This window comes from Hyphomicrobiaceae bacterium, from assembly GCA_041397645.1.
Classification (GTDB): domain Bacteria; phylum Pseudomonadota; class Alphaproteobacteria; order Rhizobiales; family Hyphomicrobiaceae; genus Hyphomicrobium_B.
Genome location: JAWKWE010000006.1, coordinates 172,573 through 187,205 on the forward strand (window position 1 = coordinate 172,573; position 14,633 = coordinate 187,205).

The 14,633-nt window shown below is 59.9% G+C and carries 9 protein-coding genes; 5 read left to right on the top strand and 4 right to left on the bottom strand.

The annotated features are described in order from the left end of the window. Window positions 1–118: 118 nt before the first annotated feature. The 3 genes from prfB to R3D51_16785 all read right to left on the bottom strand — a co-directional run bounded on the left by prfB (window position 119) and on the right by R3D51_16785 (window position 5,306). Window positions 119–1,250 (bottom strand): peptide chain release factor 2 gene (gene prfB, locus R3D51_16775; protein MEZ5901135.1). Its coding sequence is split into 2 segments (ribosomal slippage): window positions 119–1,180 and window positions 1,182–1,250, totalling 1,131 coding nucleotides; the frame shifts between segments, so codons are not numbered across the junction. A gap of 181 nt (window positions 1,251–1,431) precedes the next feature. Continuing rightward, complete coding sequence (locus tag R3D51_16780) at window positions 1,432–4,014, bottom strand: penicillin-binding protein 1A (GenBank protein ID MEZ5901136.1); 2,583 nt, start codon at window positions 4,012–4,014, stop codon at window positions 1,432–1,434. Between the two features lie 125 nt (window positions 4,015–4,139). Continuing rightward, window positions 4,140–5,306 (bottom strand): N-acetylmuramoyl-L-alanine amidase, encoded by a 1,167-nt coding sequence (locus tag R3D51_16785; protein MEZ5901137.1) that lies wholly within the window; start codon window positions 5,304–5,306, stop codon window positions 4,140–4,142. Between the two features lie 978 nt (window positions 5,307–6,284). Between R3D51_16785 and R3D51_16790 the strand changes: the two genes are divergently transcribed. Next, window positions 6,285–9,545 carry an Rne/Rng family ribonuclease gene (locus tag R3D51_16790; GenBank protein ID MEZ5901138.1) on the top strand — a complete coding sequence of 1,087 codons (3,261 nt, stop codon included), beginning with the start codon at window positions 6,285–6,287 and terminating at the stop codon, window positions 9,543–9,545. Window positions 9,546–9,637: 92 nt separating this feature from the next. Here the strand turns inward: R3D51_16790 and R3D51_16795 are convergent, their stop codons facing one another. Further along, window positions 9,638–10,738 carry an aminotransferase class I/II-fold pyridoxal phosphate-dependent enzyme gene (locus tag R3D51_16795; protein MEZ5901139.1) on the bottom strand — a complete coding sequence of 367 codons (1,101 nt, stop codon included), beginning with the start codon at window positions 10,736–10,738 and terminating at the stop codon, window positions 9,638–9,640. Between the two features lie 299 nt (window positions 10,739–11,037). Between R3D51_16795 and R3D51_16800 the strand changes: the two genes are divergently transcribed. The 4 genes from R3D51_16800 (at window position 11,038) to accB (ending at window position 14,566) form a co-directional block, all read left to right on the top strand. Continuing rightward, on the top strand, window positions 11,038–12,447 hold the full coding sequence (locus R3D51_16800) for a M48 family metalloprotease (GenBank protein ID MEZ5901140.1): 1,410 nt from the start codon (window positions 11,038–11,040) through the stop codon (window positions 12,445–12,447). A 48-nt stretch (window positions 12,448–12,495) separates the two neighbouring features. Then, entirely contained in the window at window positions 12,496–13,341 is an 846-nt protein-coding gene (locus R3D51_16805; protein ID MEZ5901141.1) for a DsbA family protein, read from the top strand. Between the two features lie 220 nt (window positions 13,342–13,561). Next, window positions 13,562–14,014: a type II 3-dehydroquinate dehydratase gene (gene aroQ, locus R3D51_16810; protein ID MEZ5901142.1), complete on the top strand. Its 453-nt coding sequence runs from the start codon at window positions 13,562–13,564 to the stop codon at window positions 14,012–14,014. A gap of 66 nt (window positions 14,015–14,080) precedes the next feature. Next, on the top strand, window positions 14,081–14,566 hold the full coding sequence (gene accB / locus R3D51_16815; protein MEZ5901143.1) for an acetyl-CoA carboxylase biotin carboxyl carrier protein: 486 nt from the start codon (window positions 14,081–14,083) through the stop codon (window positions 14,564–14,566). Window positions 14,567–14,633: the final 67 nt, after the last annotated feature.

A 14,633-nucleotide genomic window follows, 5' to 3' on the forward strand; every position in this document is an offset into this window, starting at 1 on the left:
CACCGGCATAGGAGCGTTTTCACTTAACTCCTGACAAGCTTACAAAGCTGGGCCGGTGCTCGGACAAGCGCGACGCAATCAGCGTCGCGCTTGTCGGGCTTTTGGAGCTCTCGCAAGCTCATTCCAGGTCTTCAACAACTGCTGTCGGACCACCTTTGATTCGCGAGGACAAGGCCGCCTCGATAAAGGGATCTATGTCGCCATCCAATACCGCAGCGGGATTGGTCGATTCCTCACCCGTACGCACGTCCTTCACGAGCTGATAGGGCTGCAGCACGTAGGAGCGTATCTGATGCCCCCAGCCGATGTCGGTCTTGGCGGCCTGGTCTGCCGACGCTTTCTCCTCGCGCCTCTTCAATTCCATGTCGTACAGACGCGCTTTCAGGCGCTTGAAAGCGATATCCTTGTTTTGATGCTGCGAGCGCTGCTCTTGAGCGAAGATGACGATTCCCGACGGTTTGTGAACGAGCCGCACCGCGGATTCGGTGCGGTTCACGTGCTGACCGCCGGCACCTGATGACCGCGCAAACGAGATCTCGACATCGGCTGGATTGATGTCCACCTCGATGGAATCGTCGATCACCGGAAAGACGCCGACGGAAGCAAAACTCGTATGCCGGCGCGCGTTTGAGTCATAGGGCGAAATGCGCACGAGCCGATGAACACCGGCTTCGGTCTTGAGCCAGCCGTAAGCGTTCGGCCCCTCGATTTCCATGGTCGCAGACTTGATGCCTGCTTCCTGACCCGGACTCTCGTCAATAAGCTTGACCTTGAAGCCGCGCCGCTCAGCCCAGCGCATGTACATGCGCGCCAGCATCTGTGCCCAATCTTGGCTCTCGGTGCCACCCGCGCCAGCGTTGACTTCAAGGTAGGTATTCATCCCGTCGGCTTCACCCGACAGCAGAGCTTCGACGGAACGGCGCTGTGCTTCGCCTTCCAGGCGCTTCAACGCCTGCTCGCCTTCTGCGACGCTGGCGTCGTCGTCTTCTGCCTCGCCCAGCTCGATCAGCGTCAGCGCATCATCGTATTCACGCTCGATTCTTTTGAGATCCGTGATGTTGGCCTCGAGCGTCTGACGTTGACGCATGACCTTCTGAGCGGCGGCCGGATCATTCCAGAGTGCAGGATCTTCCGCCTTGGCGTTCAATCCGGCGAGGCGTTCCTCCGCGGTCTCCCAGTCAAAGAGACCTCCTCAGGAGGACGATTGCCTCCTTGATGGCATCTGCGAGCTTTTGCGCTTCTGCGCGCATGGTGGAATCCTCCAAAGTGTGTTCGGGGCGATTTCGTACAGCCTATAGCTGCTCCGCGGTGTTTGGGGCGCGAGATATAGAGAGCGGCCTGGACGATGTAAACGCATCTGCGCGCCGCATCAGTCTTCGTGGCCTGCCAAAGCAGATTACCGGCAGCCACCTTGGCAACTCCAGGTCGTTCTTACCAAACGCCGCCCCGGCCTGAGCCGATCCCGGGGCTGGAGCGCTCGACCGGCGGCGGCGGCGTCGTCCCGGCTGGCGCCGCCTGATAGGCATCACCCGAAGACGCGGCAGTAGTCGAAGGGGTGTTGTTAGCCAGGCCAATCACGGAATAGGCGTCGTCAGGCTCCTCGTTGGGCTTGAAGGCTTCCATGATCGTATCGGTATCTGTCGCGCTGGCGCGCAATCCAGTCTTCAGGCTGATCCGGATGAGCTTGATGCCCGGAGGAATACGGAACGGAACCGGCGGTGTGTCCGCAAGAGCCGTCTTCATGAAGGCACCGAAGATCGGCGCAGCAACCGCGCCGCCAGTATTGCCCTTGCCCAGAGGTTTAGGGGTGTCGTAGCCAACGTATACGCCGACCACCATGTCCGGCGTGTAGCCGATGAACCAGGTATCTTTTTCCTCGTTGGTGGTGCCCGTCTTGCCCGCCAATGGCCGGTTCAACGACTTCAACGATGTTGCTGTACCGCGCTGTACCACACCCTCCAGGATAGAGGTCATCTGGTAGGCCGTGTGCGGGTCGATGATCTGCTTTCGGTCATCAATGAGCTCAGGCTCCGGCTGATGCGCCCACTTCTCGGCCATGCAGCCCATGCACTGGCGCTCATCATGCCGCCAAACGGTCTTGCCCCAGCGATCCTGAATTCGGTCGATGAGCGTTGCTTTCACCTGCTTGCCGCCGTTGGCAAGCATGCAATATGCAGTCGCCATGCGCAGCAACGTCGTCTCGCCGGCGCCAAGCGACATCGACAGCACCGGCAACAGATCATCGTAGATTCCGAACCGGCGCGCATATTCCGTGATGATCGGCATCCCAAGATCCTGCGCCAGCCGCACGGTCATCTGGTTACGCGATTTCTCGATGCCGAAGCGTAGCGTAGAGGGCCCGGCAGAATGGTCCTTTTCGTAGTTTTCTGGACGCCAGATGTCCTGGCCCGGCCCCTGCTCGATCTCAATCGGCGCGTCCAGAATAATCGACGTCGGCTTGTACCCGTTGTCGATCGCCGCCGCGTAAACGAACGGCTTGAACGACGATCCCGGCTGGCGCTTAGCCTGAATTGCCCGGTCGAACTGGCTCATATCGAATGAGAAGCCGCCTGCGACCGCGAGCACACGCCCCGTATGCGGATCCATTGCGACCATACCACCGCTGACCTCGGGAATCTGCATTAAAGACCACGCACCGCGTACATTATTGGGATCGGTGGGGGACACATAGATAACGTCGCCCGGCTTCAGCAGATCGCTGGTCGCCGTTGGCGTCGTTCGCTTGCCGGGTACCTTTGCCCATTTGATCTCGTCGAGCGCAACCTCAACGGCCTCACGTTCCTTGATGAGCTTGCCATCCTGCTGCTTGCCGGGTTTCAAGCCAACAACGGCCTTGGTCTTTTGCGCATCGAGCACCACGCCTAACCGCCACGGCTCGATATCCGAAGGGCTGTCGATAGCGCCGAGCGGAACGCCCCAATCTCCCGAAATGTCGACCTTGGCGACAGGGCCCCGCCAACCCTTCTTGCGATCGAAGGCCACGAGGCCGTCAATCAAGGATTGGCGAGCGATCTTTTGAAGCTTGGGATCGAGCGTCGTTCTGACCGATAGGCCACCACCATAGAGCTTGTCTTCGCCATACTGAGTGAGCAGCGTACGCCGAACCTCTTCAGCAAAGAATTCAGCTGTCGAGATGTGCGCGCCCGTCTGGCGCAGATTCACGGTCAACGGCTTCTTCTTGGCCTCATCAGCCTCTTGCTCTGTGATGTAGCCGTTCTCGGCCATCTGACCGATGATCCAGTTGCGACGCTCGGTGGCGCGCGCCTTGTTGCGGAAGGGATGGTAATTGCTTGGCGCTTTGGGAAGCGCCGCCAGATAAGCCATCTCCTCGATGTTGAGATCCTTGAGCTCCTTGTTGAAATACGTGAGCGCAGCCGCTGCAACGCCGTAGGAGTTCAAGCCTAGATAGATTTCGTTGAGGTATAGCTCCAGGATCTTGTCCTTGGAGTAGGCGCGCTCAATGCGGATAGCGAGGATCGCCTCTTTAAGCTTACGTTCGATTGAGCGTTCGTTCGTTAGCAGGAAGTTCTTTGCGACCTGCTGCGTGATGGTCGAGGCACCCTGCGTCCGCCGGTTGCCGCCACGTAGCTTGGTCTCAATGGCCGAATAGACCGCGCGCGCGATGCCCTGGAAATCGAGACCGCCATGTTCATAGAAGCGGCGATCTTCGGCGGAAAGAAATGCGCCCAGCACACGCTTTGGAATCGAGTTCACCGGCACGAAGATGCGCCGCTCGCGTGCAAACTCGGAGATCAGTGAACCGTCATGCGCGTGGATTCGCGTCATCACTGGAGGCTCGTACTTCGCGAGGCTCTCGTAATCGGGCAGATCCTTGGACGCCTGATACAGCAGCATTCCGACAGCGGCTGAGCCTGCTACGAATAGCAAAACACCCGTCGCAAAGCCGAACCCAAGAAAGCTCAGGAGCCAGCTTTTGCGGCGACGCTTTTTCTTTCTAGGCGCTGCCGGCGGCGGTAGCGGTGGCGGTCGCATCAGAAGCGAAATTCCGTTTGATTGAGAGCGCGTTGTAACGGGTTTACCGCAATGCAGCAAGCGGGCCCCTCCGAAGCCCAACATACCATGGAATATGGCAGCAAGCAGTCCGCGCCAGAGGTTAACTAGCGTTGGACGGCAGTACGCTTGTTGAAATACTGGTCAATCGCCGCCTTGATGGCGCCAGACACCTTCAATTGCCACGCCGTTGTGGTCATTTCGTGCTGATCCTTCGAGTTGCTCATGTAGCCCAACTCGACCAGCACCGAAGGCGCATGGGTCTGCTTAAGCACTTTGAAAGCCGCGGACTTTTGGGGGTCGCGCGACATTACGATGCTCTTTTGCAGGCGCGTGACCAACAGATTAGAAAAATCCGCGGAAAAATTTGACGTTTCCCGCTGCATCAGATCGAACAGGATGTCGCGGACCTCGTCATTGGCTTTCTCCCCTACCCAGGAGAGGCCCGCGATCAGGTCGGAGGCGTTTTCCTTCTCAGCCATCAGCCGGGAACCTTCGTCAGACGCCCGTTCCGACAGCGTGTAGACGGTCGCCCCGCGCACGCTCTCGGCAAATTGTGTCTCCGAAATCGAATCGGCGTGCAGCGATATAAAGAGGTCGGCCCCGAAATCGGCGGACATCTTGACCCGCTTATCCAGCGACACGAAAACGTCGGTGGTTCGCGTCATGCGCACTTCGTAGCGGCCGCTCTTGCGCAAGACATCGGCGAGATGACCCGCAACCGCGAAAACAATGTCCTTTTCCGACACACCATTGCCAATTGCGCCGGGATCGATACCGCCGTGGCCCGCATCGACGACAATGATCGGACGGCCCTTGTGTTTGCCCGGAGGTTTCGGGTCCAGCTTAGGTTCGGAGGGTGCCTCCGCTCCGCTCTCGTCGCGGCGCGGATCGGGTTTGGCCATAGCGGCCGTGAAGGAGGCAGGATCGGTCGTCTTCAACGCAATTTTGAGGATCACAGCGCCCTTCTTGCCGCTTCTTTCCATAAAGGCGGACGCCACCGCGACAGGCTCCGTCGTCTCGATGACGACGCGCGCCTTGTGCTCGGCAAACAGGCCGTAGCGGAACACTTTGATGTGGCCGAGCGGCTTATCCCCGGTTCCAGCCGGCAACCGGAACGCGACGCTCGGCAAGTCAACGATCACGCGGTAGGGGTTGTCGAGGGTGAAAATTTCAGCCGTCACGCCCCGACTCAGGGTCAACGCAAACACCGTTTGATCCGCGCTTTGGGTCAATTGAGCTGCAGTTGCATAGGCAGGAGGGTTGGACGGCACCGCAGGTTTTGGAGCGGCCGATGCGGCACCCCAGATGATGCAGGCAAAAAATGCCAAAGACACAGCCGCCAACCGTGCCGGGCACGAACACGCGCGGATCAGGCCCCTCCAGACCAATTGGGAATTGTTGCATACCATCCGTTTGGTGACGCCCCTTCGCACCAAAAGTCATCCCCTCGCAGTGCTTGCGCCCTATAGAGCGCCAACTCACGACCCCGAGCACGAATCAAAAGTTAACACTTTGTTTTTTCGCAATAATGCTCGTCGAGGCTTGAGCGAATATTACGTCGGACCAAGGCCTTTATAGCACTTGCCACCGGAAGGGCGACCACGTACACTTCCGCAACCGTTCGGTCATGGTTCATGAGCGACAGAACGTGCCTGTGCCTCGTGCCTGTGCATATTGAACCGGCCCAGGGCTCGATCGGCCTGCTGCAACAACCACATCATGTTGCTTTCACAGGTAATCGAGTTCGACCGAACGACCAAACGTAAGACAGTGTGAGGGCGCTTTCGCGGCCCCTCGGCGTCTTCGAGCGCTACTGTCGCTTGTTGTTTAACTCGCGATCAGGTTGCGAACTTAGAAGTTTGGCCACCACCGGTCGTTCCGCAGAAAGAGGGCATCCGGGAAATGGCAGCGATCTTCTCAGTCACGAGAGGACGACCACCGCTCAAGAATTCCAGGCTTGCGCCGCGCAGCTGACGCGGCGGCGCTGCAGGGTTTTTACCGACAGGGGCAATGACGACCGTACGCACCAGCCACGAGATCGCAAAGCCGGATCAACTCCGCGCGCGCGATGACGTACGCCCGGACAAGGCTTCGCGCTTTGCCGGCGGCAGCAGGATGGACGCACGCACGCCGCGCCTCGCTAATCTCCACACAAACAATGCGCGCAGCCGCGCCCCGCTCGCCAGACTGTTCCCGTCGTTTTTCGACGCGGGCGGGCCGCCGGGAACGCGCGCGAAGGAACAAGAGAAATGTCCAACTGCAAAATGCTTATCGATGCGACGCATCCCGAGGAGACCCGGGTTGTTGTTCAGCGCAATGGCCGGGTAGAGGAATTCGATTTCGAAAGCGCTGCGCGCAAACTTCTGCGCGGCAACATTTACCTAGCTAAGGTCACCCGCGTGGAGCCTTCGCTACAGGCAGCCTTCGTTGACTACGGTGGCAACCGCCACGGCTTTCTGGCCTTCAACGAAATCCACCCCGACTATTATCAGATCCCCGTTGCCGACCGGCAGGCCTTGATCGACGAGGAAGCCGCCGCCGAGGCCGAGCTTGAAGCCGCGGCAGATAGACGAGCCGAAGCCCTGGAACGCCGCGCACGCCAGCGGGGCGGCTCAGGCCGCTCCGATCAGCCGCAACAGCAGGGCGAAGAGGCGATTGAGGCCGCCGACGACGACGGCGAAGGCAATGACGAGGAAATTTCCAACATTGTCGACGTGGAAGAAGACGACGAGCAGATCGAAGTCGTTGGCGGCGAAGACAGTGACGACGATGCGCCCACGACGTTTGCGGCTGCCGTCGCTCGCGAGGAGACGATCTCCGAAAAAATAGACGTTAAGATCAACACGTCCGACGAGGATGCCTCGGGCCGCGATAGCGAGGATGGACGCCAGCCGGTCGACGTCACCAGCGCCGAGTCTCCGATAACGGCTATCGCGCACGACGATGAGCCCTCGGCACCGACCGACGGCGACACCGCTGACGATGAGGAGAGCGACGACGACGTTGTCGAAAGCCTCGGCGCGCGAGATCATGCCGTCGATGATCGAGAGCCCGAGAGCGCTCCCACCGGAGAGCATCATCACGGCGAGACCAGCGAGACCGGCCGGGCAAGCGGTGGTTCGGATATGCTCGAAGAGATGCCGGTTCGCCCCCGTCGGCGGCCGCGCAGCTACAAAATCCAGGAAGTCATCAAGCGCCGCCAGGTCATTCTGGTTCAGGTCGTCAAGGAAGAGCGCGGCAACAAGGGCGCTGCGCTCACGACTTATCTTTCGCTTGCTGGCCGCTACACCGTGCTCATGCCCAACACCGCGCGCGGTGGCGGCATCTCGCGCAAGATCACCAACCCTCAAGACCGCAAGCGCCTGAAGGCCATCGCTCAGGAGCTCGACGTGCCGGAGGGTATGGGCCTCATCATCCGAACCGCTGGTGCCGCGCGCACCAAGCAGGAGATCAAGCGCGATTTCGAGTACCTGCTGCGGCTGTGGGAAAGCGTCCGTGACCTGACGTTGCAATCCACCGCGCCGAGCCTGGTTTATGAGGAAGGCGACCTTATCAAACGCTCGATCCGCGATCTCTATAACAAGGACGTGGAAGAGGTCGTTGTTGCGGGTGAAGGCGGCTATCAGGAAGCAGCCGACTTCATGCGTATGCTGCTCCCCAGCCACTCCAAGAACGTGATGCCATACGACGACCCCACGCCACTGTTTGCGCGCTACGGGGTGGAACGGCAGTTGAATGCAATGTTCTCGCCCCAGGTTACGCTTCGCTCGGGCGGTTATATCGTCATCAACCAGACCGAGGCACTCGTCGCCATTGACGTGAACTCCGGCAAGTCGACGCGCGAATTCTCCATCGAGGAGACCGCGTTGGCGACCAATCTTGAAGCCGCCGACGAAATCGCGCGACAGCTCAAATTGCGCGACCTCGCGGGCCTCATCGTCATCGACTTCATCGACATGGAGGAGAAGCGCAACAACCGCGCTGTCGAACGTCGGTTAAAGGATGCCCTGCGCCATGACCGCGCGCGCATCCAGCTCGGACGCATCTCTCACTTCGGTCTGATGGAAATGTCGCGCCAGCGACTACGCACGGGCGTGCTTGAAGGCTCCACCTCGCAGTGCCAGCATTGCCAGGGAACCGGCATAATCCGCTCCACCGAAAGCATCGCGCTTGCTGTCCTGCGCGGTCTTGAGGATGCGATCACCGCAGGCGCACATGTTCCCTTGATTGCAACGACCACCAATGCCGTTGCTCTCTACATCCTTAATTCCAAGCGGCCCTACGTCACCGATATGGAGGCTCGTCACGGCTATTCCGTTACAGTTATCGGATCGGACCGTGTTCATGGCGCCAATTTCACGATTGAGCGTGGACAAGCGTCCGCTGTACCCCAGCGCCGTCCGGAGCGCGCCGCCGTCAATATGGATTGGGGCTTTGAAGGCGAGGACGACGAAGCACCTTCGTTCGAGACCGGTGGCGTCATCGTCGACAGCGAAAACGACGGCGAGGAAGCCTCACGCGAGCGCCAGTACGGCCGCGATGGTGACGAGGACGGCCGCCGTGGCCGCCGTCGGCGTCGTCGCCGCGGTGGTCGTCGCGGAGACCGCAACGACGACAACAGGCAGACTTCTGTCGCCGCGTCTTCCGACGAGGACGATCAGGAGGATTCCGACGCAGTTGGCTTCGACGAGGCGGGCGACGTTGAGATTATCGAGGGCGAGGAAGCCGGTGACACGATCGACAACACCCGCAACGCTGCTGAGAGCGAGGAAGGCGGCGAACGCCGCCGCCGCCGCCGCAGAGGCCGTCGCGGTGGCCGACGCGGACGTGGCGACCGCCATCAGACAGCCGATGCATCGGCAATGCCGCTGTCAGGCGACGACGCCGAAAACTCCGACGACGCAGACAGCGAAGACGTGGTGGAAGCCGCCGAGGGTGATGACGAACCAACTCTCGACCTTTACGTCCCTCAACCCGATACCAAGTCGTCCGAAGATGGAGACGTCGAAGGCGAAGAAGGACAGGTGGAGCAAAACGACGCCACCGAGCGAGCGCCCAAGGCCACACGGGGACGCGGCCGCCAACGTAGCGAACGCAAGAAGCCCGAACGCCTCTGGGACGTTCCCGCCTCCGAGGAAGATAATCAGCCTGGTTCGACGACAGCAGAAGCCGAAGCTGCTGACGCGCCGACAACGTCGGAACACAGCAAGGTATCTGCTATCGAGATTACAACCGAAAGCATGGCGGCGATCGAGACCACTGTCTCGCCTCCCGCGCTCAACGGTAACTCGAATGGCTCTGCCGCGCTCGATGGTGAAACCGCACCTGAAAGCAAAATCGCCGATGAAGGCAAGCGCGATGCGCGACCCCGCCGCCATGAGACCGGATCATCAGAGCCGCGCATCGAGCGCGTCGTGATGCGCCCCAATCAAGGAGAAAACTCCGGCGACGAAACCCCGCCCGCACCCCAACGTAAAGGCTGGTGGCAACGACGGTTTGGTGGCGAGTGAATTCGCTCTCACGACGTCGCGTATTGTTTGGACAATGCAAGCCGGGCCTAAAGCCCGGCTTGTTCCTTTTTCGCCCCATATTCAAGGCAGACCTAAGGGCCGCGCCACGCCCGCAGACGCTTGGCCCCCTCGGCAATGGATTGCGTTGTTCCCGCATACGAGAAGCGCAGGAAATGATGACCGCGTTCGGCATCGAAATCGAGCCCAGGCGTCACCGCGACCCCGGCTTCATCAAGGATCCGGCGAGCGAGGCCCATACTGTCGTCAGTGAGCGCGCTCACATCGGCATAGAGGTAGAATGCACCATCGGCGGGCGCGAAGGTCGTAAAACCAGCGCGCGGGAGCTCATTGAGAAGCAGCTCGCGGTTGGCCGCATAGACGGCTCGGTTGCGCTCCAGTTCATCTAAGGCGTCGAATGCGCCGATGGCTGCGATTTGCGACACCGCAGGCGCCGCGATGAACAAGTTCTGCACGAGCGGTTCAATGACCTTCACCAGCCGCTCTGGCACGATCATCCAGCCGACCCGCCAGCCCGTCATTGAAAAGTATTTCGAGAAGCTGTTTATCACGACGGCGTCTTGCGAGAACTGCAAGGCGGTCGCCGCCGGCTCGCCGTAGGTAAGCCCGTGATAGATCTCGTCTGAGATGAGAGGCACGCCGTGGGATCCACACCACTGCGTAATCTCGGCAAGCCGCTGCGGTGTCAGCATCGTGCCGGTTGGGTTTGCGGGACTTGCCAGAAGCAGTCCGTCGAGATCGCCCGCCGCCTCGATCTGAGGGATTGTCGGCATCCAGCCGGTATCTGGCCCGATCTCGATCAATGCCTTTTCGCAATCGAGCGCCCGCAGGATGTGGCGATAGCAAGGATAGCCCGGCGACGTCAGCCCGACGCGCGCGCCCGCGTCGAATAAAGCCAGGAATGCCAGAACGAAAGCGCCTGACGACCCGGTTGTTACCACGACACGATCCGGCGCGATCGTCAGGCCGTACCAGCGCTTATAAAGTCGTGAGATATTCTCGCGCAATTCAGGTAGTCCCAACGCGAGCGTATAGCCGAGATTGTCACGAGAGATGCCAGAAGTTACCGCTTCGAGTGCTGCGCGCGGAGCCGGGGTTCCGGGCTGACCCACCTCCATATGGATGATGCTGGCGCCCGTCCGTTCGCGCTCGGCCGCTGCGCGCATGATGTCCATTACGATGAAACTCGCTATGGAGCTGCGCTTAGAGGCTTGAATTGCAAGGCTGGGCGGCACGGAAGGATCTACTTTCACGGTTGTAACGTCCTCAAGGTCGTCTTCGACTCACACCTGGAACAATTCCACATCCTGGCCATGATTGGGCGACATTTGTTGGCGCAGCCAATGCTCCCGGTGTGGGGACTAGCCCCTGGGTAGTCCACCAGTGCCTCATTTGACCATCAGGGCGAGGCGACCTACCCTTGCGGCGATGAGTTCGAGGCTGGCAGTGCCTTGCCGCAATTAAGAGGACTTCAATGCGGATGCATTGCATCTTTAGACTGGCAGCCTTGCAGCATGTCGTGATTGGCGCCGTCTGTGCGGCGATCGCGCTGGTCGGCGCGATGCCGCAACGCGCGCACGCACAGAACCTTCCGCTCATCCGCGACAGCGAGATTGAGGCTCTGCTCAACGACTATGCCCGGCCGATCTTCAAAGTTGCAGGATTGGGTAGCGCGCGCGTGCAGGTGCGTATCGTCAAAAACGATAATTTCAACGCTTTCGTGCTCGACGGCCGCAACGTGTTTGTCCACACCGGCACACTCATGCAGGCTAACACGCCCAACGAAGTGATTGGCGTGCTGGCGCACGAGACCGGCCACATCGCCGGCGGTCATATGGCCGCGTTACGTGCGCGTATTGCCAAGGATCAAACCCGCGCCCTGCTCACGCAGATCATAGGCATCGGCGCGATGGTCGCGGGCGGCGTTGCGGGCGGCGACACTGGACGCGACGTGATGGGCGGCGGTCAGGCTGTCCTTCAAGGCGGAAACGAAGTCATCATGCGTGGAATTCTTTCCGAACGGCGCTCGCAGGAAAGCGCCGCTGACCAGGCGGGCCTGAAGTATCTCAATGCCACCAAGCAGTCCGGCCGAGGCATGCTCATCACCTTCGAGCGCTTCCAGCAACAAGAGTACATTTCGGATCAGTACAAAGATCCATTCGTGCGAAGCCATCCGGTGGCGACCGACCGACTTGCGCGGCTGCGCCAACTTGTCGAAGCAAGCCCGTACGCAAAAGAGAAAGATCCTGCAGACTTGCAACTGCGCCATGATCTGATGCGCGCCAAGCTGGCGGGATACCTCGAGCGGCCCGACATCGTGTTCAATCGCTATCCTTCCAAGGATACCTCGCAGCCCGCGCGTTACGCGCGCGCAATTGCAACCTATTTCCGCGGTGGCAACGGAGCGCTAGAGTCCGCGCTCAGCCAGATGGACACACTCATCCACGACCAGCCGAGCAACGGCTATTTCTATGAGGTGAAGGGCGATCTTCTAATGCGCACCGGCAAAATGCGCGAGGCAATTCCATTCATGCGGCAGGCGCTGAAGCTTGCGCCCGACAGCCCCCTCATTCGCGTGCAGCTAGCGATTGCGTTGCAGCAAACCGAGGATGCGGCCCTCCTTAACGAAAGTGTCACGTTATTACGCAAGTCCCTGATCGACGACCAAAATGCCCAGGCTTACAGGATGCTTGCATCCGCCTACTACAAGCAGGGTAAAGGCCCGGAGGCTGATGCCATGACTGCGCAGGCCTACTTCCTTGAAGGAAACCTCCCGCAGTCCCAGATATTTGCGAAGCGAGCGCGAAGTAAGTTGCGTACGGGCTCTCCGGAATGGATAAAGAACGACGATATCATCAACTATCGCCCGCCTGACCAGAACTAGCGTGGCTGAGACGGAAACTTAATCACCTTGCAACGGACCAGAATGCCTATGTCATCGAACGAGAAGACCCAGCGCGTATCGCCATCCGCGACGAAGCGCGGATTCGGCGCACTTAAGATCGCCGGCTGCGCGGCCCTTCTGGGTGTCGGCGCCATGCTGTTTAACGTCATGTCCCGCGAGGCGATCGAGCCGGCGCGCGCTGCTGATGCTTTCAACGATGATCAGAAGGCGGCCATTGGCGCCATCGTGAAGGACTATCTGCTCAAGAACCCTGAGGTCATCCTCGAGATCCAATCCGCGCTCGAGGCCAAGATGGAGAAGGAGCAGGCGGACAAGCTCAAGGCCTTCATGGCCGAGAACGCAAAGTCCATATATCGCAGCCCGAATGCTTCGGTCGCGGGCAATCCCGATGGCGACATTACCGTTGTCGAATTCTTCGATTACAACTGCGGCTACTGCAAACGCGGTATGCCCGAGATCAGAAAGCTGATCGAGAAAGACAACCGCGTGCGCGTCGTATTCAAGGAGCTGCCCATTCTCTCGAAGGGCTCCGACGAGGCCGCCCACGCTGCTCTCGCCGCCAAGCGCCAGGGCAAGTACTGGGAGTTCCACCAAGCGATGCTGTCCAACAAGGGACAGGCAAACGAGGCCTCAGCCCTCAAGGTTGCTCAGTCGCTCGGCCTCGACATGGATAAATTCAAGGCTGACATGGCCAGCAAGGAAGTGGCCGACGAGGTCGATCAGATGAAGGCGTTGGCCCGGAAGATGGGCATCTCCGGCACGCCGCACTTCCTTGTCGGCGACAAGTCGATCCCCGGCGCACCTGAGGATCTACACACCCAGCTGGAAAGCCTCGTGGCCGATTTCCGCAAGTCAGGCTGCGGCTATTGCTGACGGCAGGCGCTTCGCCCGCAAGGCCGAGCTAAAAAATCACCGCATATTCAAGGTGTTGAGGAGCTGAAACTCCTCAACATGCTTCTGCAATGGTGCCCTTTCGCGGCTTCTTGAAAGCTGGTAGACCGCTTGTGGCGTGAAACACCCCGCACAAGTTGCGTGGGTGCACGCCTAACTACCTGAGTTCCTTATTCGCTTTCAACTGAACCCGCCCGTCGATATGGCAAAACCCATCTTTGTTCTCAACGGCCCGAACCTCAACATGCTGGGGACACGAGAGCCGGCCGTCTACGGCAGCGACACTTTGGATGACATCAAGGCGCGTTGCGTGGCGCGCGCCAAGACGCTTGGGCTGTCGGTGGATTTCCGTCAGTCGAATGCGGAAGGCGAACTGGTGGGTTGGATTCAGGAAGCGCGCACCAAGGCACAGGGCATCATCCTGAATGCGGGTGCGTACACACACACTTCGATCGCAACGCTCGACGCTCTTCAGGCGGCCGAGTTGCCGGTTGTGGAGGTGCATCTGTCCAACATTTTCCGCCGTGAAGATTTTCGCCAGCACTCGTTTGTCTCCCTGGCGGCTACCGGCGTGATTTGCGGACTGGGTGCCAGAGGTTACGAACTTGCACTGGAGGCCATGGCAGATCTCGTTAAACGCCGCACCAAGGCTTGACCCTCGAGACTGCGAGGCGCTCCAGCATTCGCACAACAATACGATCAGAAAAGGAAGACTGACGCGATGACGGGCAAAGATCACGGCGCAAAGCCGAGCGCCGAGGGCCAGCTGATCCGCGAGCTTGCCGAACTGCTCAACGAGACGGGTCTCACCGAGATCGAAATGGAAAAGAGTGGGCTAAAGGTCCGCGTCGCCCGCAAGATCCACGTTGCTGCGACCGTACCGATGGCGGCCCAAATGCCCGTGGCGGCTGCCCCAGCAGCGACCGCCGCCGCCCCAGCTGCTAACGCCGGCGCTGCCGATCCCGGTAAGCATCCAGGCGCCGTCAAATCGCCGATGGTTGGAACCGCTTATCGTTCGGCTGAACCTGGCGCTGCACCCTTCTGCGAAGTCGGCTCGAAGGTCTCTCAGGGCGATACGCTTCTAATCATCGAAGCGATGAAGACCATGAACCAGATCCCGGCACCGCGCTCGGGCACTGTCACCGCAATCCTGTTTGAGAATGCCCAGCCGGTCGAATACGGCGAGCCGCTTATCATCATCGAATAACTTGCCAACGACGTACCACTCGAAGCCGAGCCAGAAGGTGCGTGACGATTTCAAAGAGTGACTCAGA